We start from the raw sequence: 19,779 nt of genomic DNA on the forward strand, positions 1-19,779 counted from the left end.
CTAGAAGCCGTCGGGACGCCCCGGACCCACATTGCGACTGTTGCGGGTACGCAGATCCCGAACGTATTCGGCGGGGGCCCCGGCGATCTCGGCCGCGTCGGCCATCACGCCCAGATAGCGTGCCGACGGCAGGCCGCCCTCGTATCCGTCGACGACGTACAGCCACGCGAGGACCGGACCGTCGGCCGTGTCGACGCGCACGCGGATCTTGCGGTGGAAACCGAGTTCGGCTCCCTCCCAGCGGTCGAGGCTGCGTTCGTCGTCCTCCGGCACGTCGTAGAGCACGACGAACACCTTCGCGTCCGAATCCTCGACGACCGTCGCGAGGGCGCCCTCCCAGCCGATGTCGGCGCCGGCGAAGGTCAGTCGCCAACCGTGCAACCACCCGGTTCCCGCCATCGGCGAATGCGGGCAGCGCGTCAGCATCTGCTCCGGATGCATGTTGGACCCGTAGGCGGCGTAGATCGGCACGAGGATAAGGCTAACCCGTCGTCCACCGGAGTCGTCGGAGGGGCGGCGCAGGGACGGACGAGGAGTATCGGGGGGCCGTTGCGTGCCGGGTCCACCGGTCCCTGTGCGCGAGGTGGGGGCATTGGCATAGCGTTGAGACCACGTGTGTGCCCACCAGGCGCTCACGTGCAGCCCGACCCGGCACCCTTCGGAATCGATACAGAGGAGAACAATGACCCGGATCGTCATCATCGGCGGCGGCCCCGCAGGATACGAGGCGGCGCTGGTGGCATCCCAGTACGGCGCGACGGTGTCACTGATCGATTCGGACGGGATCGGTGGCGCCTGCGTGCTCTTCGACTGCGTCCCCTCCAAGACCTTCATCGCCTCGACCGGCGTGCGCACCGACATGCGCCGCGCCGCCGACCTGGGCATCGAACTCGACCGTGCCGAGGTGTCGTTGCCGCAGGTGCACGGCCGTGTGAAGAGCCTCGCCCGCGCGCAGTCCTCCGACATCCGCACCAAGCTCGAGGCCGCCGGGGTGAAGCTGTTCTCCGGTTACGGCGAACTCGTCGACGCGCAGCCCGGCATGGCCGCCCATCAGGTGCGCGCCAAGCTGCTGACCGGCGAGGAAAAGGTGCTCGACGCCGACGTCGTGCTGATCGCCACCGGCGCGAGCCCGCGTGTCCTGCCGGGCGCGGAGCCGGACGGTGAGCGGATCCTCACCTGGCGTCAGCTCTACGACCTCGAGAAGCTTCCCGAGCACCTCGTCGTCGTCGGTTCGGGTGTCACCGGCGCCGAGTTCGTCTCCGCCTACACCGAGGTCGGCGTGCAGGTCACCGTCGTGTCGAGCCGCGACCGGATCCTGCCGCACGAGGACGAGGACGCGGCTCTCGTGCTCGAGGACGTCCTCACCGAGCGCGGTGTGACCCTCGTCAAGCACGCCCGCGCCGACCGGGTCGAACGCACCGAGGACGGCGTCCGCGTGCTCCTTGCCGACGGCCGCATCGTCGAGGGCAGCCATGTGCTGATGACCGTCGGCTCGGTGCCCAACACCCGGGATCTCGGTCTCGACAGGGTCGGGCTCGAACTCGACCGGGGCGGTTACCTTCCCGTCGACCGCGTCTCCCGTACCGCCGTCCCCGGCATCTACGCCGCGGGCGACTGCACCGGACTGCTGCCGCTCGCGTCGGTCGCGGCCATGCAGGGCCGCATCGCGATCTACCACGCGCTCGGCGAAGGCGTGAGCCCCATCAAGCTGAAAACCGTTGCGGCCGCAGTGTTCACGCGTCCCGAGATCGCCGCCGTCGGTGTCAGTCAGGCGACGATCGACAAGGGCGAGGTGCCCGCCCGCACAGTCATGCTCCCGCTCAACACCAACCCGCGCGCCAAGATGTCCGGCCTGCGGCGCGGTTTCGTGAAGATCTTCTGCCGCCCCGCGACCGGTGTGGTCATCGGCGGTGTGGTCGTCGCCCCGACCGCGTCCGAGCTCATCCTTCCCATAGCGTTGGCGGTGCAGAACAACCTGTCGGTCAACGACCTCGCGCAGACCTTCTCGGTCTACCCGTCGCTGAGCGGATCGGTCACCGAGGCCGCCCGCCAGCTGATGCGCCACGACGATCTGGACTAGGCACCGGACGGGGCGGGATTCGCGGCGATCCCGCCCTGCTCAGGCCCAGTCGTAGGTGCGTTCGACCGCCTTGTTCCATTCGCCGAACAGGCGCTCGCGTTCGTCGACCGGCATCGCCGGCTCCCACGTGCGGTCCGCGGTCCAGTTGCGGCGGATGTCCTCCTCGTCCTCCCAGAAGCCGACGGCGAGACCGGCCGCGTAGGCGGCGCCGAGTGCGGTGGTCTCGGAAACGGTGGGTCGTACCACCGGCACACCGAGGATGTCGGACTGGAATTGCATGAGCAGATCGTTGGCGACCATGCCGCCGTCGACCTTGAGGGTGCGCAGGTCGACCCCGGAGTCGGCGTTCATCGCCTCGATGACCTCCCGCGTCTGGTAGGCCGTCGCCTCGAGCGCCGCCCGCGCGAGGTGGCCCTTCTCGACGAAGCGCGTCAGGCCGGCGATGACGCCGCGGGCGTCGGGTCGCCAGCGCGGCGCGAACAATCCCGAGAAGGCCGGCACGAAATACGCCCCGCCGTTGTCGGGGACGCTCGTGGCGAGCGCTTCGATCTCGTCGGCGGACCGGATCAACCCGAGATTGTCGCGCAGCCACTGCACGAGCGAACCGGTCACGGCCACCGAACCTTCGAGGGCGTAGACCGCGGGGGCGTCACCTATGCGATAACAGACGGTGGTGATCAAGCCGTGCTCGCTGCGGACCGGGGTCGTGCCGGTGTTGAGCAGCAGGAAGTTGCCGGTGCCGTAGGTGTTCTTCGCCTCGCCGGGGGACAGGCAGCCCTGGCCGAAGGTCGCGGCCTGCTGGTCGCCGAGGATGCCGGCGACCGGGACCCCGGCGAGCGGTCCGCGCTCGCGGGCGTGCCCGTACACCTCCGACGAACTGCGGATCTCCGGCAGCATCGACTCCGGGATGCCGAGTTCGGCACAGATCGCCGGATCCCACTGCTGTGTCCCGAGATTCATCAGCAGCGTCCGGGACGCGTTGGTCACATCGGTGATGTGCAGTCCGGGTGGCTGACCCTCCTCGCCGACACCACCGGTGAGATTCCACAGGATCCAGCTGTCGATGGTGCCGAACGCGAGGTCGCCGGCCTCGGCGCGCTCTCGGGCACCGTCGACGTTGTCGAGGATCCACCGCACCTTCGGTCCGGCGAAATAGGTCGACAGCGGTAGTCCGGTGATCTCGCGGTAGCGGTCGGGCCCGGCGTCACCGGCAAGCTCCTCGACGAGCCTGTCGGTGCGGGTGTCCTGCCAGACGATCGCGTTGTACACCGGTTTTCCGGTGGTGCGGTCCCACACCACCGTGGTCTCGCGCTGGTTCGTCAGGCCGATCGCCGCGACGTCGTTGCGTCGCAGATCCGCTTTGGCAAGCGCCGCGGCTCCCACCTCACGGGTGTTGAGCCACAGCTCTTCCGGGTCGTGTTCGACCCATCCCGACCGCGGGAAGAACTGGCGGTGTTCCTTCTGCGCGAGCGAGACGATGCGCCCGTCGTGGTCGAAGATGATGCACCGGCTGGACGTGGTGCCCTGGTCGATCGCCGCGATGAACTGGTTCACAGGTGATCCTCGGGTGAAGGGGACGGCTCGGTTCGGCAACGCTTCCGCTGCGCGCTGCGGGTCCGAAGCTACTACCCTTGATCGGGATACGTCGACGACTCACGGGAGCAGGTGCGGTGACCAACCAATCGGGTGTGCAACTCCTCGGACCGCAACAGCGCGCCGACGCCTGGCGTCGTCTCGCCACCGAACAGTTCGACGTCGTCGTCATCGGCGGTGGTGTCGTCGGGGCGGGAGCAGCGCTCGACGCCGCAACCCGGGGCCTGCGAGTCGCTCTCGTCGAGGCCCGCGACTTCGCGTCCGGCACGTCGAGCCGGTCGTCGAAGATGTTCCACGGCGGCCTGCGCTATCTCGAACAGCTCGAATTCGGTCTGGTGCGAGAAGCCTTGCGCGAGCGCGAACTCGCATTGACGACCCTAGCCCCGCACCTGGTCAGGCCGTTGAAGTTCCTCTTCCCGCTCACCCATCGGGTGTGGGAGCGGCCCTACGTCGCGGCGGGTATCTTCCTCTACGACCGTCTCGGCGGCGCGAAGTCCGTTCCGGCGCAGAAGCACCTGACCCGCTCGGGCGCCCTGCGGATGGTTCCCGGTCTCAAGCGCAATTCGCTCGTCGGCGGAATCCGCTACTACGACACGGTCGTCGACGACGCCCGGCACACCATGACCGTCGCGCGGACGGCCGCGCACTACGGTGCGGTGGTGCGTACGTCGACGCAGGTCGTCGGTTTCCTGCGCGAGGCCGACCGCGTGTCGGGTGTGCGGGTGCGCGACAGCGAGGACGGTTCGGTCACCGAGGTGCGGGCGCACGCGGTGATCAACGCGACCGGTGTGTGGACCGACGAGATCCAGTCGTTGTCCCGGCAGCGCGGCCGATTCCGGGTCCGCGCGTCGAAGGGCGTGCACATCGTCGTGCCCCGCGACCGGATCGTCAGCGATTCGGCGATCATCCTGCGTACCGAGAAGTCGGTGCTGTTCGTCATCCCGTGGGGCAACCACTGGATCATCGGCACCACCGACACCGACTGGAATCTCGACCTGGCGCACCCGGCAGCGACGAAGGCCGACATCGACTACATCCTCGACCACGTCAACCGCGTACTCGTCGTCCCGCTCACCCACGACGACATCGACGGTGTCTACGCTGGTCTGCGCCCGCTGCTGGCGGGGGAGAGCGACGAGACGTCCAAGCTCTCGCGTGAACACGCCGTCGCGCGGGTGGCGCCGGGGCTCGTGGCGATCGCCGGTGGCAAGTACACGACCTACCGCGTCATGGCCGAGGACGCCGTCGATCTCGCGGCCGAGGACATCCCGGCCCGGATCGCGTCGTCGATCACCGAGAAGGTGCCCCTCGTCGGGGCCGACGGGTACTTCGCGCTGGTCAACCAGACCATGCATCTCGCCGAGCAGTACGGTCTGCATCCCTACCGCGTCAAGCATCTGCTCGACCGCTACGGCTCCCTCGTCGAGGACGTGCTGAGCCTCGCGAAGGGCCGGCCCGAGTTGCTCGAACCGCTGACCGATGCCCCCCAGTACCTGCAGGTCGAGATGGTCTACGGCGCTGCGGCCGAAGGAGCCCTACATCTCGAGGACCTCCTGGCGCGCCGGACCCGGATCTCGATCGAATACCCGCACCGCGGGCTGCACTGTGCGGAGCAGACGGCCCGGCTGGTCGCTCCGGTCCTCGGCTGGGACGACGCGACGATCGACCGGGAGGTCGCGACCTACCGGGCGCGCGTCGAGGCGGAGATCGAGTCGCAGAACCGACCCGACGACGAATCCGCGGACGCGCTCCGGGCAGCGGCCCCTGAGGCCCGGCCGGAGATCCTCGAACCGGTGCCCATCACGTAGCCGCGGGTGGTTCGTGACGGGTGTCGGTGCGTGACACCGCCTTCTCGGCGGTCAGTGTGTGAGCACGACCTTCACGACGACCACGACCGTCGCGATCAGAGCCACCCCCACCGCGGCCGCCACGGTCCGGTGGGTCGGGCTGCGATTCTGTAACCGGCGCACGACGAATACGGTCGAGCCGATACGGATCAGCACGGCGACCTCGGCGAGGATGTGGGCCGTCCGGGGCTCGAGCCAGCCGACCCAGGCCGTGGCGAGCACGAGACAGGGCAATACCGCCGACGACAGGATGGGAACGGAGTCGCGGAGTTCCTCGATGCGTTCGCTGCGCGTGAGTTGAGCACCCGAACGAACGGACTGAGCGACCGACTCCGCGAAGACATGGGCGATGAACGTCGAGAGTGCGGTGCCGATCACGATCGCGATCCCGATGTACTCGGGCGAGGTCGTGATGGGGACGAGCGCGGCCAGCACCAGGATGTTGCCGTAGACGTAGGCGCTGATGCGGGAGGCCGCCGACTCCGGGGACAGAGGGCGGCGCCGTCCGGACGACAGGTACGAGGGCGTGGACACCTCGCTAGCGTGACACAGAACGCCCTCGTCGACGCCGCTACCGGAAGGGTGCGTCAGGGTGAAACAGAAGTGGGACGGTGGCGATCCGTCACCTTCGGGCTGTAGTGCATCCGCGGGTGGTAGCGGTATCGCCACGGAACGAGTTTCGTGCCGAGTCCGATGGCGCGACCGACGAGAGCGTGCGGTGCCGCCTCCGGTCGGCTCCATCGGTAGCCGAGCAGCTCGCGCACCGGCGGGTCGTACAACCCGACGGTGAGCCACAGGAAACCGGCCGTCACCAGCGGCGGATCAACTTCCACACCTCTTCGGGGAACCACCGCAGGAAGGGCGGACGGTCGAGATTCGACAGGTCGAGCACGTCTCGGGTGGCCTTGTTGTCCTCGAGCACGGTGCGGCACCGCGGTCCCAGTACTCGAGGAAGTCCTCCCAGGATGCGGGGACCGAGTGCATCGGCATGCCGTACAGCCGGTACCACTGCACGTGCTCGTCGAACAGGCGGTGCTTCTGTTCGAGGGTGAGCGGGCCGTCGAACCACTCGATGGAGACGACGAGGCTGTAGAAGAAGGTCGCGTGCGCCCAGTAGAAGGTGTCGGGGTCGAGTGTGTGGTACCTGCGGCCCTTCTTGTCGATCCCCTTGATGGTGTTGTGGTAGCCGCGCACCTTCGCTGCGGTCTCCGGGGCGCGGGGACCGTCGAAGACGACGCCGTAGATCGGGTACAGCGATCGGTAGAGCCGTTCCCACCGTTCGTCGAAGAACTTCGAGTGCTCCTCGACCCCGGCGCCGAGTCCGGGATGCATGTTCTGCATCGACCCCGTCCACGGCCCGAAGAGCATGCCGCGCCGGCCGCCGAAGTATCGCCAGGTCAACGAATCGGGGCCCAGGGGTTCCGGTGGTTCCGGCCGCGCAGGGCGCGGTGCCGCGTGGTGCGACGACTCGGCGGTGTCCGGCCCGACGGACCCCTGACTACGCATGTTGTCAGGGGTCCGTCGGGCATGCAGTCAACGACGGGAAGCGACAAGGTGGACACCACGCGCCGCAGCTGGGCGGGCGTCGGCATCGACGAACGCCGTCGGCTGCGCAGGGAACGCCTCCTCGCGGTGGGCGTCGACCTGCTCGGACCGCCCGACGGCGCGGCAGCGAACGTCAGGGCCGTGTGCCGGGCCGCCGAACTCACCGAACGGTACTTCTACGAGAGCTTCACCGACCGCGACACCTTCGTCCGCGAGGTCTACGACCACGTCGCCGACCGCGCCCGCGACGCGCTGACCGAGGCGGTACTGTCCGCCCCCACCCTCGGCCGGGCCGAGGCCGCGGTGCGGGCGTTCGTCGAGCTCATGGTCGACGACCCCGCGAAGGGACGCGTGCTCCTCCTCGCCCCGCTGCGCGAACCCACAATCAGTCGGCGCGGTATCGAACTCGCCCCGGCCTTCGTCGCGCTGGTCCGCGACCAACTACCCCCGGGCGGCGACGAGGGACAGCGCCACATGGTGGCCGTGGGTGCCGTCGGCGCCCTCACCAGCCTGTTCATGAGGTACCTCGAAGGCGACCTCGCCGTGTCGCGAGACACCCTCGTCCGGCACTGCGTCGCGCTCGTCGAGGACGCCGGCAGGGCGGCGTGTCTGCAGGGCGATCAGGGCGGGGATCCTTCCGGGCGCGGCTGACATCGCGGGCACCGGTAGACCACCCGCTCGGGATCGGTCGCGGTGCCGATCTCGCCGAACCGGATCGGGGTATGGCAGCGTCTGCACGGCTTCCCGCGACGCCCGTAGACCCACAGATTGCGGCCCGGACGACGGTCGCCGGTGGTGATACGGGTCGTCCGGTCGCGGTTCGCGACCAGCAACCGATGCGTGAGGTCGACCCACGCAGCGGGATCCCCGGCCTGCGCGACCGGGGTCCACGGATCGACGCCCCGCAGGAAGCACAATTCGGAGCGGTACACGTTCCCGACGCCGGCCATGATGCGCTGATCGAGCAGGGCCACCCCGATCGGACGGTCCGGGTCGCGCACGAGATTCGCCGCCGCACGCTCGGGATCCCAATCGGGACCGAGCAGATCCGGCCCGAGATGGCCCACGGCGTCGTCCTCCCGGTCACGGGCGAGCACCTCGACGATGCCCAGTTCGAAACCCACCGCCTGCACGTCCTCGGTGCCGAGCACGATGCGCGCCTTGTATCCGGGCTTGCGCCACCGTGTTCCGCGCGGATAGACGTGCCATTCGCCTTCCATCTTCAGGTGCGAATGGATCGAGACGTCGGCGACGCGGACGAGTAGGTGCTTGCCCCGCGAGACTACTTCGTCGACCGTGCACCCGGTGAAATCGGCCGTGGCGAAACGCGGAACGCGGAAGTCCGTCTCTGTGAGCACCTTTCCCTCCAGTGCCGTTCGGAGGCGGTGCGCGGCGCGGAACACGGTGTCTCCCTCGGGCACGTCAGAACCTCAGCCGGTAGCCGCGCGGGGTCGCCGAGAATCCCGCTTCGGCAAGATATCCGGCGAACTCGTGCCCATGGATCGTCTCACCGTCGACCTTCTCGACGACGATCTTGTCGACACCACCGCGTTTGACGCTCGCAGCGAGCGACGCGCATGCGCTGCGCAACCGGCCCGGATCGTCGTCGAAGGTGAGCAGCGTGCGTCCGCCGCGTTCGACGAACAGCACGAGCGCCCCGTCGACGAGCACCACGAGTCCACCGGCCTTGCGGCCCGGCCGGTGCCGCGGCGCGTCGTCGTCGGCCGACGACTTCGGCCACGGCAGTGCCGCACCGTACGGGTTGGCCGGATCGCACGCCGCGAGGGTGACGGCCGCGGTCTCCGAGTGCCGGCCCTCGATCGAATCCGAGAACGACCGGAGACGGTCGACGACCGACGGTGTCGAGAACTGCGCTCCGCCCAGCGAATCGACGAAGTAACCGCGGCGGCACCGGCCCGTCTCCTCGAACCGGCTGAGCACCTTGTACATCGTCGCGAATCCGCCGGGCGCACCCTCGCCGACGACGACACCGCGGGTGACCACGCCGTACCGCTCGAGCAGCAGTTCGGCGGTGGTGTGTGCGCGGACCGTCGCGTCGGTCTCGCGTTCGGGCAGCATCGACCAGCGCCCGCTCACGGTCGGTGGCCCGGTGCGGCTCGGCAGCGTGGGCCGGGCCCGGTACATCCGGGCGCGCGGCGCCCGGCGCGGGGTGCGGTGGGCGGGCTTGGCACGGGAGGTGTCGCCGATCAGGGCGCGCAGCGGGGCGAGGGTGTCGCCCGCGATATGCCCGCTCCACACCAGCTCCCACAGGGCGTCGGCGACCGTCGTGTCGCTCGCCGTGGTGTGGAGGACGGTGACGGCGTCGACGAGTTGCCGGAAGAAGTACGCGCCGCCGCCCGAGAGCGACTCGAGGATCGCCCGGTGCACCGGCCCCAGCTCGATGTCGTCGACCGGAGCGAGGCTCGCCGGGGCCAGATCGGCCGGATGCAGTGCCACCCAGCCGTCCTTCCCGGAGATGGACCCGGCACCCGACCACAGGACCTCACCGGTCGTGGTGAGTTCGTCGAGCATCGTCGGGGTGTAGTCGCGCACGCGGGGAGCGAGGATCAGCGGTTCGAGGGCGCTCGCGGGCACCGGTACCCCGGCGAGTTGTTCGACGACGGTGAGGACACCGTCGATGCCGTAGAGCGCACTCGTGCCCGGGCCGGTGCCGAGGTGGTGCCAGTCGGGCAGGAATCGTCCGAGGGTCGTGGTGCTGACGGGTTCGACGTCCTGCCGGGCGGCGGCGAGCGACCGGCGCCGCAGCCTTCGGAGCACCTCCGTGTCGCACCATTCCGATCCGCTCGCACCCGGGCGGAATTCGCCTGCCGTGACGCGCTTCTCGGACGCGAGCCGGCCGAGGACGGATTCGACGACCGCCGTGCCCAGTCCGAACCGGGCGGCGGACTGCGCGGTGGTGAACGGGCCGTGGGTGCGGGCGTGCCGGGCGATCAGATCGCCGAGCGGGTCGGGGACCGGTTCGACGAACACCGTCGGGACCCCGATCGGCAGGGGCACGCCCAGCGCGTCGCGCAGCCGTGAGGCGTCCTCGACCGCCGCCCATCGGTGCTCACCCGCGTACGAGACACGCAACGCGCGGCGTTGCGCTTCGAGATCCTCGATCCAGGACGTCGGGTCGTCGGTGGTGCGCTCGCGCAGCTCGGCCTCGGTGAGCGGACCGAGCAGACGCAGCAGATCGGCGACGCCCTCGGCGTCGCGTGCGCGTCGCTGCGGGGTCAGGCGTTGCAGTTCGTGCTCGGCCTCGGTGATGACGTCGGCGTCGAGCAGTTCGCGCAGCTCGACCCGGCCGAGAAGTTCGGCGAGCAGCGTCGAGTCGAGCGACAGTGCCGCGGCCCGACGTTCGGCGAGCGGGCTGTCGCCCTCGTACAGGAACTCACCCACATAGGAGAACAGCAGCGACGTCGCGAACGGTGAGGCCGTGGGGGTCTCGACCTCCACCAGCCGGATCTTGCGCTGGGCGATGCTGCCGAGCAGGTCGCGCAGAGCAGGCAGGTCGTAGACGTCCTGCAGGCACTCGCGCACCGTCTCGAGCAGGATCGGGAAGTCGGGAAAGCGGCGAGCGACGTCGAGCAGTTGCGCCGATCGTTGGCGCTGCTGCCACAGCGGGGCGCGCTTGCCCGGGTTGCGGCGGGGCAGGAGCAGGGCCCGCGCCGCGCACTCCCGGAAGCGGGACGCGAACAACGCGGAGCCGCCGACCTGTTCGGTGACGATGTCGTCGATCTCCTCGGTGTCGAAGACGAAGATCTCCGAGCCGGGCGGGGCGTCGTCGGTGTCGGGCAGTCGGACGATGATGCCGTCGTCGGACGGGGTGGGGTGCGATTCGATGCCGTAGCGTTCGAGCAGCCGCGCGCCCACCGCGAGCGCCCACGGTGCGTGCACTCGCAACCCGAACGGCGAGTGCAGCACCAGCCGCCAGTCGCCGAGTTCGTCGCGGAACCGTTCGACGACGAGTGTTCGGTCGGTGGGTAGGTGACCGGTGGCGGTGCGCTGCTCGTCGAGCAGACGGATGAGATTTCCGGTGGCGTAGTCGTCGAGACCACCTTTGCGGCAGCGGGTCTCGGCGTCCTCCGGCGAGGCGTGGCCCATCTCGCGCAGGAATGCGCCGAGCGCGGCACCGAGTTCGGCGGGTCGACCCTGACTGTCGCCGTGCCAGAAGGGCAACCGGCCGGGCCGGCCGTAGGCGGGGGAGACCAGCACCCGGTCGAAGGTGATCTCCTCGATCCGCCAGCTGGTGGCACCGAGCGCGAAGACGTCACCCACTCGCGACTCGTAGACCATCTCCTCGTCGAGTTCGCCCACCCGCGTGTTCTTCTCGCCGACCATGTACACGGTGAACAGGCCGCGGTCGGGGATCGTGCCGCCGGAGGTGACGGCGAGCCGTTGGGCGCCGGGCCTGCCGATGAGGGTGCCGGCCGTGCGGTCCCATACCACCCGGGGACGGAGCTCGGCGAACTCGTCGGACGGATAGCGGCCGGCGAGCAGGTCGAGGACGGATTCGTAGACGCCGCGGGAGAGCGTCGCGAACGATCCGCTGCGCCGCACCGTGTCGAACCAGTCGTCGACGTCGACGGGTTCGAGGGCCGTGGCCGCGACCGTCTGCTGGGCGAGCACGTCCAGTGGATTCGCCGGGACCTGCAGCGCCTCGATGTGTCCCTCGACCATCCGCTCGACGGTCACCGCGCAGTGCACGAGATCGGTGCGGTGCTTGGGGAACAGCACGCCGCGTGAGGTCTCGCCCACCTGGTGCCCGGCGCGACCGACGCGCTGCAGACCGCTGGCCACCGAGGGCGGAGCCTCGACCTGGATCACGAGATCGACCGCACCCATGTCGATGCCGAGTTCGAGACTCGACGTCGCCACCACGCACCGCAACCGGCCCGACTTGAGATCGTCCTCGATCAGAGCGCGCTGGTCCTTGCTCACCGACCCGTGGTGGGCGCGAGCGAGCACGGGTGCAGCGCCGGCGGTGGTCTCGGTGGGCGATCCGAGCTGCGAAGGCGGTGCGCCCTCGCGGTCCACCTGCTCGCCGAGGCGTTCGGCCTGGATCTCGTTGAGCCGGGCGGTGAGACGTTCGGACAGTCGCCGGGAATTGGCGAACACGATCGTCGACCGGTGCTCGGTGATGAGATCGACGATCTGCTCCTCGACGTGCGGCCAGATCGACCCGGCCTGCGGTGTGGGTGAGAACGATTCCTCGTCGGGCTCGGAAACCCCGAGTTCGGTCATGTCCTCGACCGGTACGCGCACCGCGAGATCCCACGTCTTCGCCGAGGGCGGCGCGACGATCCGGATGGGGGCGGAACCGGCGAGGAACCGGCCGACCTCCTCGCGCGGTCGCACGGTGGCCGACAACCCGATGCGTTGGGCCGGCGCGCGCAGGAGCTGGTCGAGACGCTCGAGCGACAGCGCGAGATGCGCCCCGCGTTTCGTCCCCGCCACCGCGTGGACCTCGTCGACGATCACCGTCTCGACACCGACGAGGTTCTCCCGCGCGGACGAGGTGAGCATGAGGAAGAGCGACTCGGGCGTCGTGATGAGGATGTCCGGTGGCGTGCGCGCCATGGCGCGACGATCGGCCTGGGAGGTGTCGCCGGAACGCACACCGACGGTGATGTCGGGTGGCGTCAGACCGAGCCGTTTCGCGGTCTGGGTGATGCCGACGAGCGGAGACCGCAGGTTGCGCTCGACGTCGACGGCGAGGGCCTTGAGCGGCGAGACGTACAGCACGCGGGTGCGGTGCTCGCGCGCGGCGTGCTCGTCGGCCGGGGTGGACGAGAGCCGGTCGAGCGACCACAGGAACGCCGACAGGGTCTTGCCCGAGCCGGTGGGGGCGACGACGAGCGTGTGGGCTCCCGAGGAGATCGAATCCCACGCGCCGAGCTGGGCCGGGGTCGGGGACTCGAACGCCCCGGCGAACCACGCCCGGGTCGGCGCGGAGAAACGATCGAGGATGTCGGTCACCATCCCATCGTCTACCCGCCGACCGACACACTCAGTCGCCGCACGTGAACCCAGTCAGTCGCCGCACGTGAACCCGCTCAGTCGTCGTACGCGAACCGGGCGATCTGCCGGCAGTGATCGTCGGCCCAGGAGTTGCGGCCGCCGCGCATCAGTTCCGTCACGAGCGCCCGCGCCGGGGCCCGCCACGGCAGCGCCTCGAACTGCTCCCGCGCGGCGGGTTCGTCGCTCCACACCACGGACACCACGGAGCCCTCGTCGATGAAGGAGAGGCCGGGGGAGTCCGCCGCGAGCTGCTCGCGGGTCGAACCCGACGCCTTCTCCAGCTCGGCCCCCGACACACGGACGTAGCCGGCGAGGCTCCGCTGCCCGTCGGAGAGGTCGAGGAACATCCCTGCGACCGCCATGTTGCCGGCGTGCACCGACACCAGCGGCTTCCGCAGGTCGTCCGGCTCGCCGGCGGGAAGACACACGACGGACCAGTACTCGCATTCGCTCATGCGGGCGTTGGGCACGATCGACGACACGACGTCGCGGAGCCAGGCCGTGACGGAGCCGAACTCGGGATACTGTTCGAGCTCGCGGTACTTGGTCTCGCGCAGCGGCAGGGCGGTCGTTGACGGGGGCACACGGGTGTTCACGCGACGATTATGACCGCAGCCGATGTGGTGTGGGTCATCAGATCACCACGCCGGGATTCAGGATCGCGTTCGGGTCGAGCGCGGCTTTGATCCGCTCGGTCAACGCCATCACGTCCGGTCCCACCTGATCGGGTAGCCAGGCCTTCTTGAGCCGGCCGACACCGTGTTCACCGGTGATGGTGCCGCCGAGTTCGATCGCGAGATCCATGATCTTCCCGAAGACCGTCTGCGCCCGCGCCGTCATGTCCTCGTCGGCGGGGTCGTAGACGATCAGCGGGTGGGTGTTGCCGTCCCCGGCGTGGGCGATCACGGCGACGGTGACGTCGTGTCGGGTTGCGAGATCGGCGATTCTGCTCACCAGTTCCGGCAGTGCGGGGATCGGCACCCCGACGTCCTCGAGCAACAGGCTGCCGGTGCGCTCGACGGCCGGGATCGCCATGCGGCGGGCGACGGTGAACGCCTCACCCTCCTCGGGGTCGTCGGTCGCGAAGACGTCGTCGGCGCCGGCCTCGCGGCAGGCCCGCACCATGATCTCGATCTCCTCCGCGGCCGCGTTGCCGGGTGCGTCGGAGCGTGCGATGAGCATGGCCTCGGCGGTGCGGTCGAGTCCCATGCGCAGCATGTCCTCCACCGCCCCGATCGACGCCCTGTCCATGAATTCGAGCATCGCCGGTCGCAGGACCGCGGTGATCGCGACGACCGCGTCGGCGGCGGCCTGCACGGTGGCGAAGGTCGCGACCATCGTGGACGCCGGTGGCGGCGGTGGGACGAGGCGCAAGGTCACCTCGGTGATGACCCCGAGAGTGCCCTCGCTGCCGACGAACAGCTTCGTCAGCGACAGGCCCGCGACGTCCTTGACCCGCGGACCGCCGAGCCGCACCGCGGTACCGTCGGCGAGGACCACCTCGAGTCCGAGCACGTAGTCGGTCGTCACCCCGTACTTCACGCAGCACAGCCCACCGGCATTGGTGGCCGCGTTGCCGCCGATCGTGCAGATCTCGAACGACGACGGATCGGGTGGATACCAGAGTCCGTGTTCGGCCGCGGCCTGCTTCACCTCGACGTTGAGCAGACCGGGCTGGACGACGGCGGTGCGGGTCGCGGTGTCGACGGTGATCGCCCGCATCTTCTCGGTGCTGAGCACGATCCCGTCGGCGAGCCCGCCGGACCCGCCGGACAGACTCGTGCCGGCACCGCGGGGCACTACCGGCACCCGGTGGGCGTCCGCCCACCGCAGTGTCGCCTGCACGTCCGCGGTGGATGTGGCCCGTACGAGCGCGAGGGGAACCGCGGCGTCCGGGTCCTGCGCCCGATCCTGCCGGTAGCCGGCGAGGATGTCGGGATCGATGATCAGTGCGCCGGCGGGCAGCTGCCCGCGGAGTTCGTCGAGCAGGTTCCCCGGATACACGCCCCAGGTCTACCACAGGATGTGTCACAGGCCATAGATCCTCTGATTGGGTGAAGTGTCGTCGGGTACCCCTTCCGCAGGACACGGAAAGGAGAAGACGATGCCGAATCCGTCGATCAAGAACGAGAAGATGTACGAGGACCTGCGCGAGGACGGTGCCTCCAAGGAGAAGGCGGCCCGGATCTCCAACGCGGCTGCGAACGAGGGTAAGTCGCAGGTCGGGAAGAAGGGTGGCAAGTCCGGCTCCTACGACGACTGGACGGTCGACGACCTGAAGAAGCGTGCGAAGGAACTGGGCATGACCGGTTACTCCGACATGAAGAAGGACGAACTGATCGACGCACTGCGCAACCACTAGCCGCCCGGACCCCTGAGTTCGGGATCAGCCGAATTCGACACCCTGGGCGAGCGGCAGCTCCGTCGAGTAGTTGACGGTGTTAGTCGCCCGCCGCATGTACGCCTTCCACGCATCCGATCCGGATTCGCGCCCGCCGCCGGTGTGCTTCTCCCCGCCGAAGGCGCCGCCGATCTCGGCCCCCGAGGTGCCGATATTGACATTCGCGATGCCGCAGTCGGATCGGGCGAGGAACAATTCGGCCTCGCGCTGGTCGAGCGTGAATATCGCCGACGACAGGCCCTGTGGTACACCGTTGTGCAAGGCGATCGCCTCGTCGAGGTCGTCGTAGTCGAGGACGTACAGGATCGGGGCGAAGGTCTCCTCGCGCACCACCTCGGTCTGCGCCGGCATCCGGACCAGTGCGGGGGAGACGTACACGCCACCACCGGTGACCTCCACCCGTTCGCCGCCGACGACGAGCGTGCCCCCGTCGGTCTGCGCGCGGTCGAGCGCCGCGGTCATCGCCTCGTAGGACCGTTCGGAGATGAGCGGACCCACGAGGACACCCTCGTCCAGCGGATTCCCCACCCGCAGACGCGAGTACGCCTTCGCGATGCGCTCGACGAACTCGTCGGCGATCGATCGGTGCACGATCAGCCGGCGCAGGCTGGTGCAGCGCTGGCCCGCCGTGCCGGCTGCGGCGAACACGACGCCCCGGACGGCGAGGTCCTGATCGGCGGACGGAGCGACGATCGCCGCGTTGTTGCCGCCGAGTTCGAGCAGGCAGCGACCGAACCTCGCCGCGACCCGCGGCCCGACGATCCGCCCCATCCGGGTGGAGCCGGTCGCACTCACCAGGGCGATACGGGGATCGTCGACGAGCGCCTCACCCACCCTGTGGTCGCCGAGGAGCAGGTGATGGAGACCGCCGGGGGCGCCGACGTCGGCGGCGGCGCGGCGCAGCAGCGCGTCGCAGGCGAGGGCGGTGAGCGGGGTGGTCTCCGACGGTTTCCACACCACCGGGTCGCCGCACACCAGCGCGATCGCGGTGTTCCACGACCACACCGCCACGGGAAAGTTGAACGCGGAGATCACGCCCACCACGCCGAGCGGATGCCAGATCTCCATGAGCCGGTGCCCGGGCCGCTCGGACGGCATCGTCCGCCCGTAGAGCTGTCGCGACAGACCGACGGCGAACTCACAGACGTCGATCATCTCCTGCACCTCGCCCGCGGCCTCCGACGGGATCTTCCCCGCCTCCAGGGTGACGAGCTCGGCGAGATGCCGCTTGTGCTCGACGAGCAGTTCGCCGAGCCGTCGCACCACGCGGCCGCGCACCGGGGCGGGGACGTGGCGCCACTGCTCGAAGGCCCGTGCCGCCGCGGTGATCGTCGCATCGACCTCGGTGGCCGAGTGGACGGGTACGTGCCCGAGCACGCTGCCGTCGATCGGGCTGGTCACCGCGAGTGTCACGCCGGCGGGCAGGGCGCTGTCGGGCACGGCGTCGGCGCCGCACTGCCTCAGCGCGGTCGCCGCGCGGTCGGCGAGATCGGTGGTCGCATTCATCGGTGAGCTCCTTTGCTGCTCGGATACCCTGCGCTGGTGCCCGAATCCTCGAGAAACGACTCGTCGAAGGAGTCGCTGGACGACATCGATCGGATGTTGCTGCGCGAACTGGTCGCCGACGGTCGCGCGACACTCGCGGCGCTCGCCGAGAAGGCAGGGCTGTCCGTCTCGGCCGTGCAGTCGCGGGTGCGCCGGCTCGAAGCGCGCAGCGTGATCCGCGGATACAGTGCGCGCGTCGATCCCGAAGCGCTCGGGCTGATGCTGTCGGCGTTCGTGGCGATCACCCCTCTCGATCCGTCGCAACCCGACGACGCGCCGGCCCGCCTCCGGCACATCTCCGCGATCGAATCGTGTCATTCGGTGGCAGGCGACGAAAGCTACATCCTCCTCGTGCGTGTCGAGTCTCCTCGCGCTCTCGAGCGGTTGCTGCAGGAGATCCGGGCGACCGCCAATGTCGCCACCCGCAGCACCGTCGTTCTGCAAACATTTTACGAACGATAGGCCTCTGCGCCGTAAATGTTGCTGCGATACCGGGTTTGTCCCGTTGAGTTTCGCGTACGGTGGGGTCATGAGCACTGCATTCCGAAACCCGGACGGTGCCGAGAATCTCGCCCCCGACCGGGTACACAGCATCCTCGGCCGGCACATGCTCGCCGACGGTTTCGACCTCGTCCTCGATCTCGACCGTTCCCGCGGAGTACGCCTCGTCGACGCCCGGGACGGAACCACGTGGCTCGACATGTTCGGGTTCTTCGCGTCGTCCACGCTCGGAATGAATCATCCTGCACTGACCGATCCGGAGGCAGCGCACGAACTCGCCGCCGTCGCGGCGAACAAGCCCAGCAACTCCGACATCTACACCGTGCCCATGGCACGCTTCGTCGAGACCTTCGTGCGCGTCCTCGGCGACCCGGCGCTCCCGCACCTGTTCTTCGTCGACGGCGGCGGGCTCGCCGTGGAGAACGCGCTCAAGGTCGCGTTCGACTGGAAGAGCCGTCTCAACGAATCCCGCGGTCTGCCCGCCCACCTGGGCGGATCGGTACTGCACCTGACCGAGGCCTTCCACGGCCGCACCGGATACACGCTGTCGCTGACCAACACCGATCCGGTCAAGACCGACCGGTTCCCCAAGTTCGACTGGCCGCGGATCGACGCGCCCTATCTCGCAGACGGACGCGACGTCGCCGTGGCCGAGGAGAAGGCCCTCGAGCAGGCCCGCCGAGCCTTCGCCGAACGCGCCCACGACATCGCGTGCTTCATCGCCGAACCGATCCAGGGCGAAGGCGGCGACCACCACTTCCGTCCCGAGTTCTTCCGGGCGATCGCGCAGTTGTGCCGCGAGAACGACGCTCTGCTGATCTTCGACGAGGTGCAGACCGGCGCCGGCACGACCGGCACCGCGTGGGCCTACCAGCAGCTCGGCGTCACCCCCGACATCGTCGCCTTCGGCAAGAAGACGCAGGTGTGCGGGATCATGGCCGGCGAACGCATCGACGAGGTGCCCGACAACGTGTTCGCCGTGAGTTCGCGGATCAACTCGACGTGGGGCGGCAACCTCACCGACATGGTGCGGGCCCGCCGCATCCTCGAGGTCGTCGAGCACGACCGGCTGATCGACCGTGCACGGTTGAGTGGGGCGCACCTGCTGTCGGGGTTGCAGCAGCTCGCCGCGCGACGACCGGTCGTCACCGAGCCGCGCGGACGCGGACTGATGTGCGCCGTCGACCTCCCGACTCCGGAGATCCGCGACGAGGTGCTGCGACGGCTGTACCGCGACGAGCACGTCCTCGTGATCGGGACGGGCACGCGCGGCATCCGCTTCCGGCCGCCGCTGATCGTCACCACCCACGAGCTCGACGAGGCCCTCGACGCGCTCGACAGGGTGACCTCGCAGTACGAATGACGGGGCGGGTCCCCCTGTTCGGGGCCGCACGGCGGTAGCTTGTCGGATATGGCCGATGCACTGGACGAGACCGTGACCGGCGGCGAGTCCTTCGCGATTCCGTCGCTCGCCAACCTGAGGGACATCGGCGGTTGCCCGAGTTCGTTCAGCGGCGTGGTCCGCACCGGGGTGGTCTTCCGTTCCACCGACCTCAGCCGCCTGACCGACACCGACCTCGAGACCCTCGATGCCCTGAGTATTGCGACGGTCTTCGACCTGCGCACGCTCGAGGAGCAGCAGGCCCGTCCCGATCGCGTCCCCGACGGCGCCCGGCACCTCGGCCTCGACGTCCTCGCTGATCGTGAAGGCGGATCGATCGCGGCGGCGCTGCCGCAACTCGTGTCGAATCCGGAGTTGGTGTCGCAGATACTCGGGGACGGTCGCGCCACCGACTACCTACGTCAGAGCTACCGCGATTTCGTCACTCTTCCGAGCGCAGTGGCGTCGTACCGGACCCTGGCCGACACCGTCGCGCACGGCGACGTTCCGGGGCTCGTGCACTGCAGTGCCGGCAAGGACCGCACCGGGTGGGCGGCGGCGTCGCTGCTCCTGTTCGCCGGCGCCGACCAGGAAGCCGTCTTCGCCGACTACCTGCGCACGAACGACGAACTGCTCCCGCATTTCGACGACTTCTTCGCCCGGTTCGCATCGCTCGGCGGCGATCCGGAACTGATCACACCCCTGCTCGGTGTGCGTCGCGAGTACCTCGAGGTGGCGATCGAGGAGGCGCTGTCGCGCTACGGAACCATCGAGCAGTACTTCGCCGCCGGACTCGGTCTCGACGACGACACCCTGCAGGCACTGCGGACCCGGCTCGTCGATCCGGACGTGACCGCCTGAC

General features: G+C 69.3%; 15 protein-coding genes and 1 pseudogene. 7 read left to right on the top strand and 9 right to left on the bottom strand.

Features of this window, described 5'->3' with window-relative positions:
* Positions 1–471: a gamma-glutamylcyclotransferase family protein gene (locus tag BLV31_RS09855; RefSeq protein WP_006550151.1), complete on the bottom strand. Its 471-nt coding sequence runs from the start codon at positions 469–471 to the stop codon at positions 1–3.
* A gap of 211 nt (positions 472–682) precedes the next feature.
* Here BLV31_RS09855 and BLV31_RS09860 point away from each other — a divergent pair, with 211 nt between their 5' ends.
* On the top strand, positions 683–2,080 hold the full coding sequence (locus BLV31_RS09860) for an NAD(P)H-quinone dehydrogenase (protein WP_019288536.1): 1,398 nt from the start codon (positions 683–685) through the stop codon (positions 2,078–2,080).
* 39 nt (positions 2,081–2,119) lie between these two features.
* On the opposite strand, the gene glpK is transcribed toward BLV31_RS09860, so the two are convergent.
* Positions 2,120–3,634 carry a glycerol kinase GlpK gene (glpK, locus tag BLV31_RS09865; RefSeq protein WP_033097074.1) on the bottom strand — a complete coding sequence of 505 codons (1,515 nt, stop codon included), beginning with the start codon at positions 3,632–3,634 and terminating at the stop codon, positions 2,120–2,122.
* Between the two features lie 116 nt (positions 3,635–3,750).
* Here glpK and glpD point away from each other — a divergent pair, with 116 nt between their 5' ends.
* Positions 3,751–5,481 (top strand): glycerol-3-phosphate dehydrogenase, encoded by a 1,731-nt coding sequence (gene glpD / locus BLV31_RS09870; protein WP_019288535.1) that lies wholly within the window; start codon positions 3,751–3,753, stop codon positions 5,479–5,481.
* Positions 5,482–5,532: 51 nt separating this feature from the next.
* On the opposite strand, the gene BLV31_RS09875 is transcribed toward glpD, so the two are convergent.
* Both BLV31_RS09875 and BLV31_RS09880 read right to left on the bottom strand, forming a co-directional pair.
* The gene (locus BLV31_RS09875; RefSeq protein WP_006550155.1) at positions 5,533–6,054 is read right to left on the bottom strand and encodes a hypothetical protein; all 522 of its coding nucleotides are present in this window, start codon (positions 6,052–6,054) and stop codon (positions 5,533–5,535) included.
* 110 nt (positions 6,055–6,164) lie between these two features.
* Positions 6,165–6,888: pseudogene (locus BLV31_RS09880) on the bottom strand (oxygenase MpaB family protein); the annotation flags it as partial.
* 159 nt (positions 6,889–7,047) lie between these two features.
* On the opposite strand from BLV31_RS09880, the gene BLV31_RS09885 reads away from it, so the two are divergent.
* Positions 7,048–7,716 (top strand): TetR/AcrR family transcriptional regulator, encoded by a 669-nt coding sequence (locus BLV31_RS09885; protein ID WP_052040027.1) that lies wholly within the window; start codon positions 7,048–7,050, stop codon positions 7,714–7,716.
* Here BLV31_RS09885 and BLV31_RS09890 read toward each other — a convergent pair.
* The 4 genes from BLV31_RS09890 to BLV31_RS09905 form a co-directional block, all read right to left on the bottom strand.
* The gene (locus tag BLV31_RS09890; protein ID WP_019288533.1) at positions 7,686–8,486 is read right to left on the bottom strand and encodes a DNA-formamidopyrimidine glycosylase family protein; all 801 of its coding nucleotides are present in this window, start codon (positions 8,484–8,486) and stop codon (positions 7,686–7,688) included. The genes BLV31_RS09885 and BLV31_RS09890 overlap by 31 nt on opposite strands.
* Before the next feature lies 1 nt (position 8,487).
* On the bottom strand, positions 8,488–13,050 hold the full coding sequence (locus tag BLV31_RS09895) for an ATP-dependent helicase (RefSeq protein WP_064060884.1): 4,563 nt from the start codon (positions 13,048–13,050) through the stop codon (positions 8,488–8,490).
* A gap of 74 nt (positions 13,051–13,124) precedes the next feature.
* Positions 13,125–13,685, bottom strand: coding sequence for an HMG-box domain-containing protein (locus BLV31_RS09900; RefSeq protein ID WP_019288531.1), 561 nt, complete (start codon positions 13,683–13,685; stop codon positions 13,125–13,127).
* Between the two features lie 37 nt (positions 13,686–13,722).
* Entirely contained in the window at positions 13,723–15,093 is a 1,371-nt protein-coding gene (locus tag BLV31_RS09905; RefSeq protein ID WP_064060883.1) for an FAD-binding oxidoreductase, read from the bottom strand.
* Between the two features lie 100 nt (positions 15,094–15,193).
* Here BLV31_RS09905 and BLV31_RS09910 point away from each other — a divergent pair, with 100 nt between their 5' ends.
* Positions 15,194–15,451 carry a DUF7218 family protein gene (locus BLV31_RS09910; RefSeq protein ID WP_006550162.1) on the top strand — a complete coding sequence of 86 codons (258 nt, stop codon included), beginning with the start codon at positions 15,194–15,196 and terminating at the stop codon, positions 15,449–15,451.
* 24 nt (positions 15,452–15,475) lie between these two features.
* Here BLV31_RS09910 and amaB read toward each other — a convergent pair whose 3' ends face one another.
* A complete protein-coding gene (gene amaB, locus BLV31_RS09915) occupies positions 15,476–16,996 on the bottom strand; it encodes an L-piperidine-6-carboxylate dehydrogenase (RefSeq protein ID WP_006550163.1) in 1,521 nt (506 codons plus the stop codon).
* Positions 16,997–17,032: 36 nt separating this feature from the next.
* Here amaB and BLV31_RS09920 point away from each other — a divergent pair, with 36 nt between their 5' ends.
* The 3 genes from BLV31_RS09920 (at position 17,033) to BLV31_RS09930 (ending at position 19,778) form a co-directional block, all read left to right on the top strand.
* Complete coding sequence (locus BLV31_RS09920; RefSeq protein WP_064060920.1) at positions 17,033–17,497, top strand: Lrp/AsnC family transcriptional regulator; 465 nt, start codon at positions 17,033–17,035, stop codon at positions 17,495–17,497.
* Positions 17,498–17,564: 67 nt separating this feature from the next.
* Positions 17,565–18,899, top strand: coding sequence for an L-lysine 6-transaminase (gene lat, locus BLV31_RS09925; RefSeq protein ID WP_064060882.1), 1,335 nt, complete (start codon positions 17,565–17,567; stop codon positions 18,897–18,899).
* 48 nt (positions 18,900–18,947) lie between these two features.
* A complete protein-coding gene (locus BLV31_RS09930) occupies positions 18,948–19,778 on the top strand; it encodes a tyrosine-protein phosphatase (protein WP_064060881.1) in 831 nt (276 codons plus the stop codon).
* The last annotated feature ends 1 nt before the right edge of the window (position 19,779 follow it).

The organism is Rhodococcus pyridinivorans (assembly GCF_900105195.1).
Taxonomy (GTDB): domain Bacteria; phylum Actinomycetota; class Actinomycetes; order Mycobacteriales; family Mycobacteriaceae; genus Rhodococcus; species Rhodococcus pyridinivorans.

Bases quoted from the DNA above. Each gene is read 5' to 3' on its own strand.
- BLV31_RS09860 (WP_019288536.1), top strand. From the start codon at position 683: ATGACCCGGATCGTCATCATCGGCGGCGGCCCCGCAGGATACGAGGCG.
- BLV31_RS09885 (WP_052040027.1), top strand. From the start codon at position 7,048: ATGCAGTCAACGACGGGAAGCGACAAGGTGGACACCACGCGCCGCAGC.
- lat (WP_064060882.1), top strand. From the start codon at position 17,565: ATGAGCACTGCATTCCGAAACCCGGACGGTGCCGAGAATCTCGCCCCC.
- BLV31_RS09930 (WP_064060881.1), top strand. From the start codon at position 18,948: ATGGCCGATGCACTGGACGAGACCGTGACCGGCGGCGAGTCCTTCGCG.
- amaB (WP_006550163.1), bottom strand. From the start codon at position 16,996: ATGAATGCGACCACCGATCTCGCCGACCGCGCGGCGACCGCGCTGAGG.
- BLV31_RS09895 (WP_064060884.1), bottom strand. From the start codon at position 13,050: ATGGTGACCGACATCCTCGATCGTTTCTCCGCGCCGACCCGGGCGTGG.
- BLV31_RS09910 (WP_006550162.1), top strand. From the start codon at position 15,194: ATGCCGAATCCGTCGATCAAGAACGAGAAGATGTACGAGGACCTGCGC.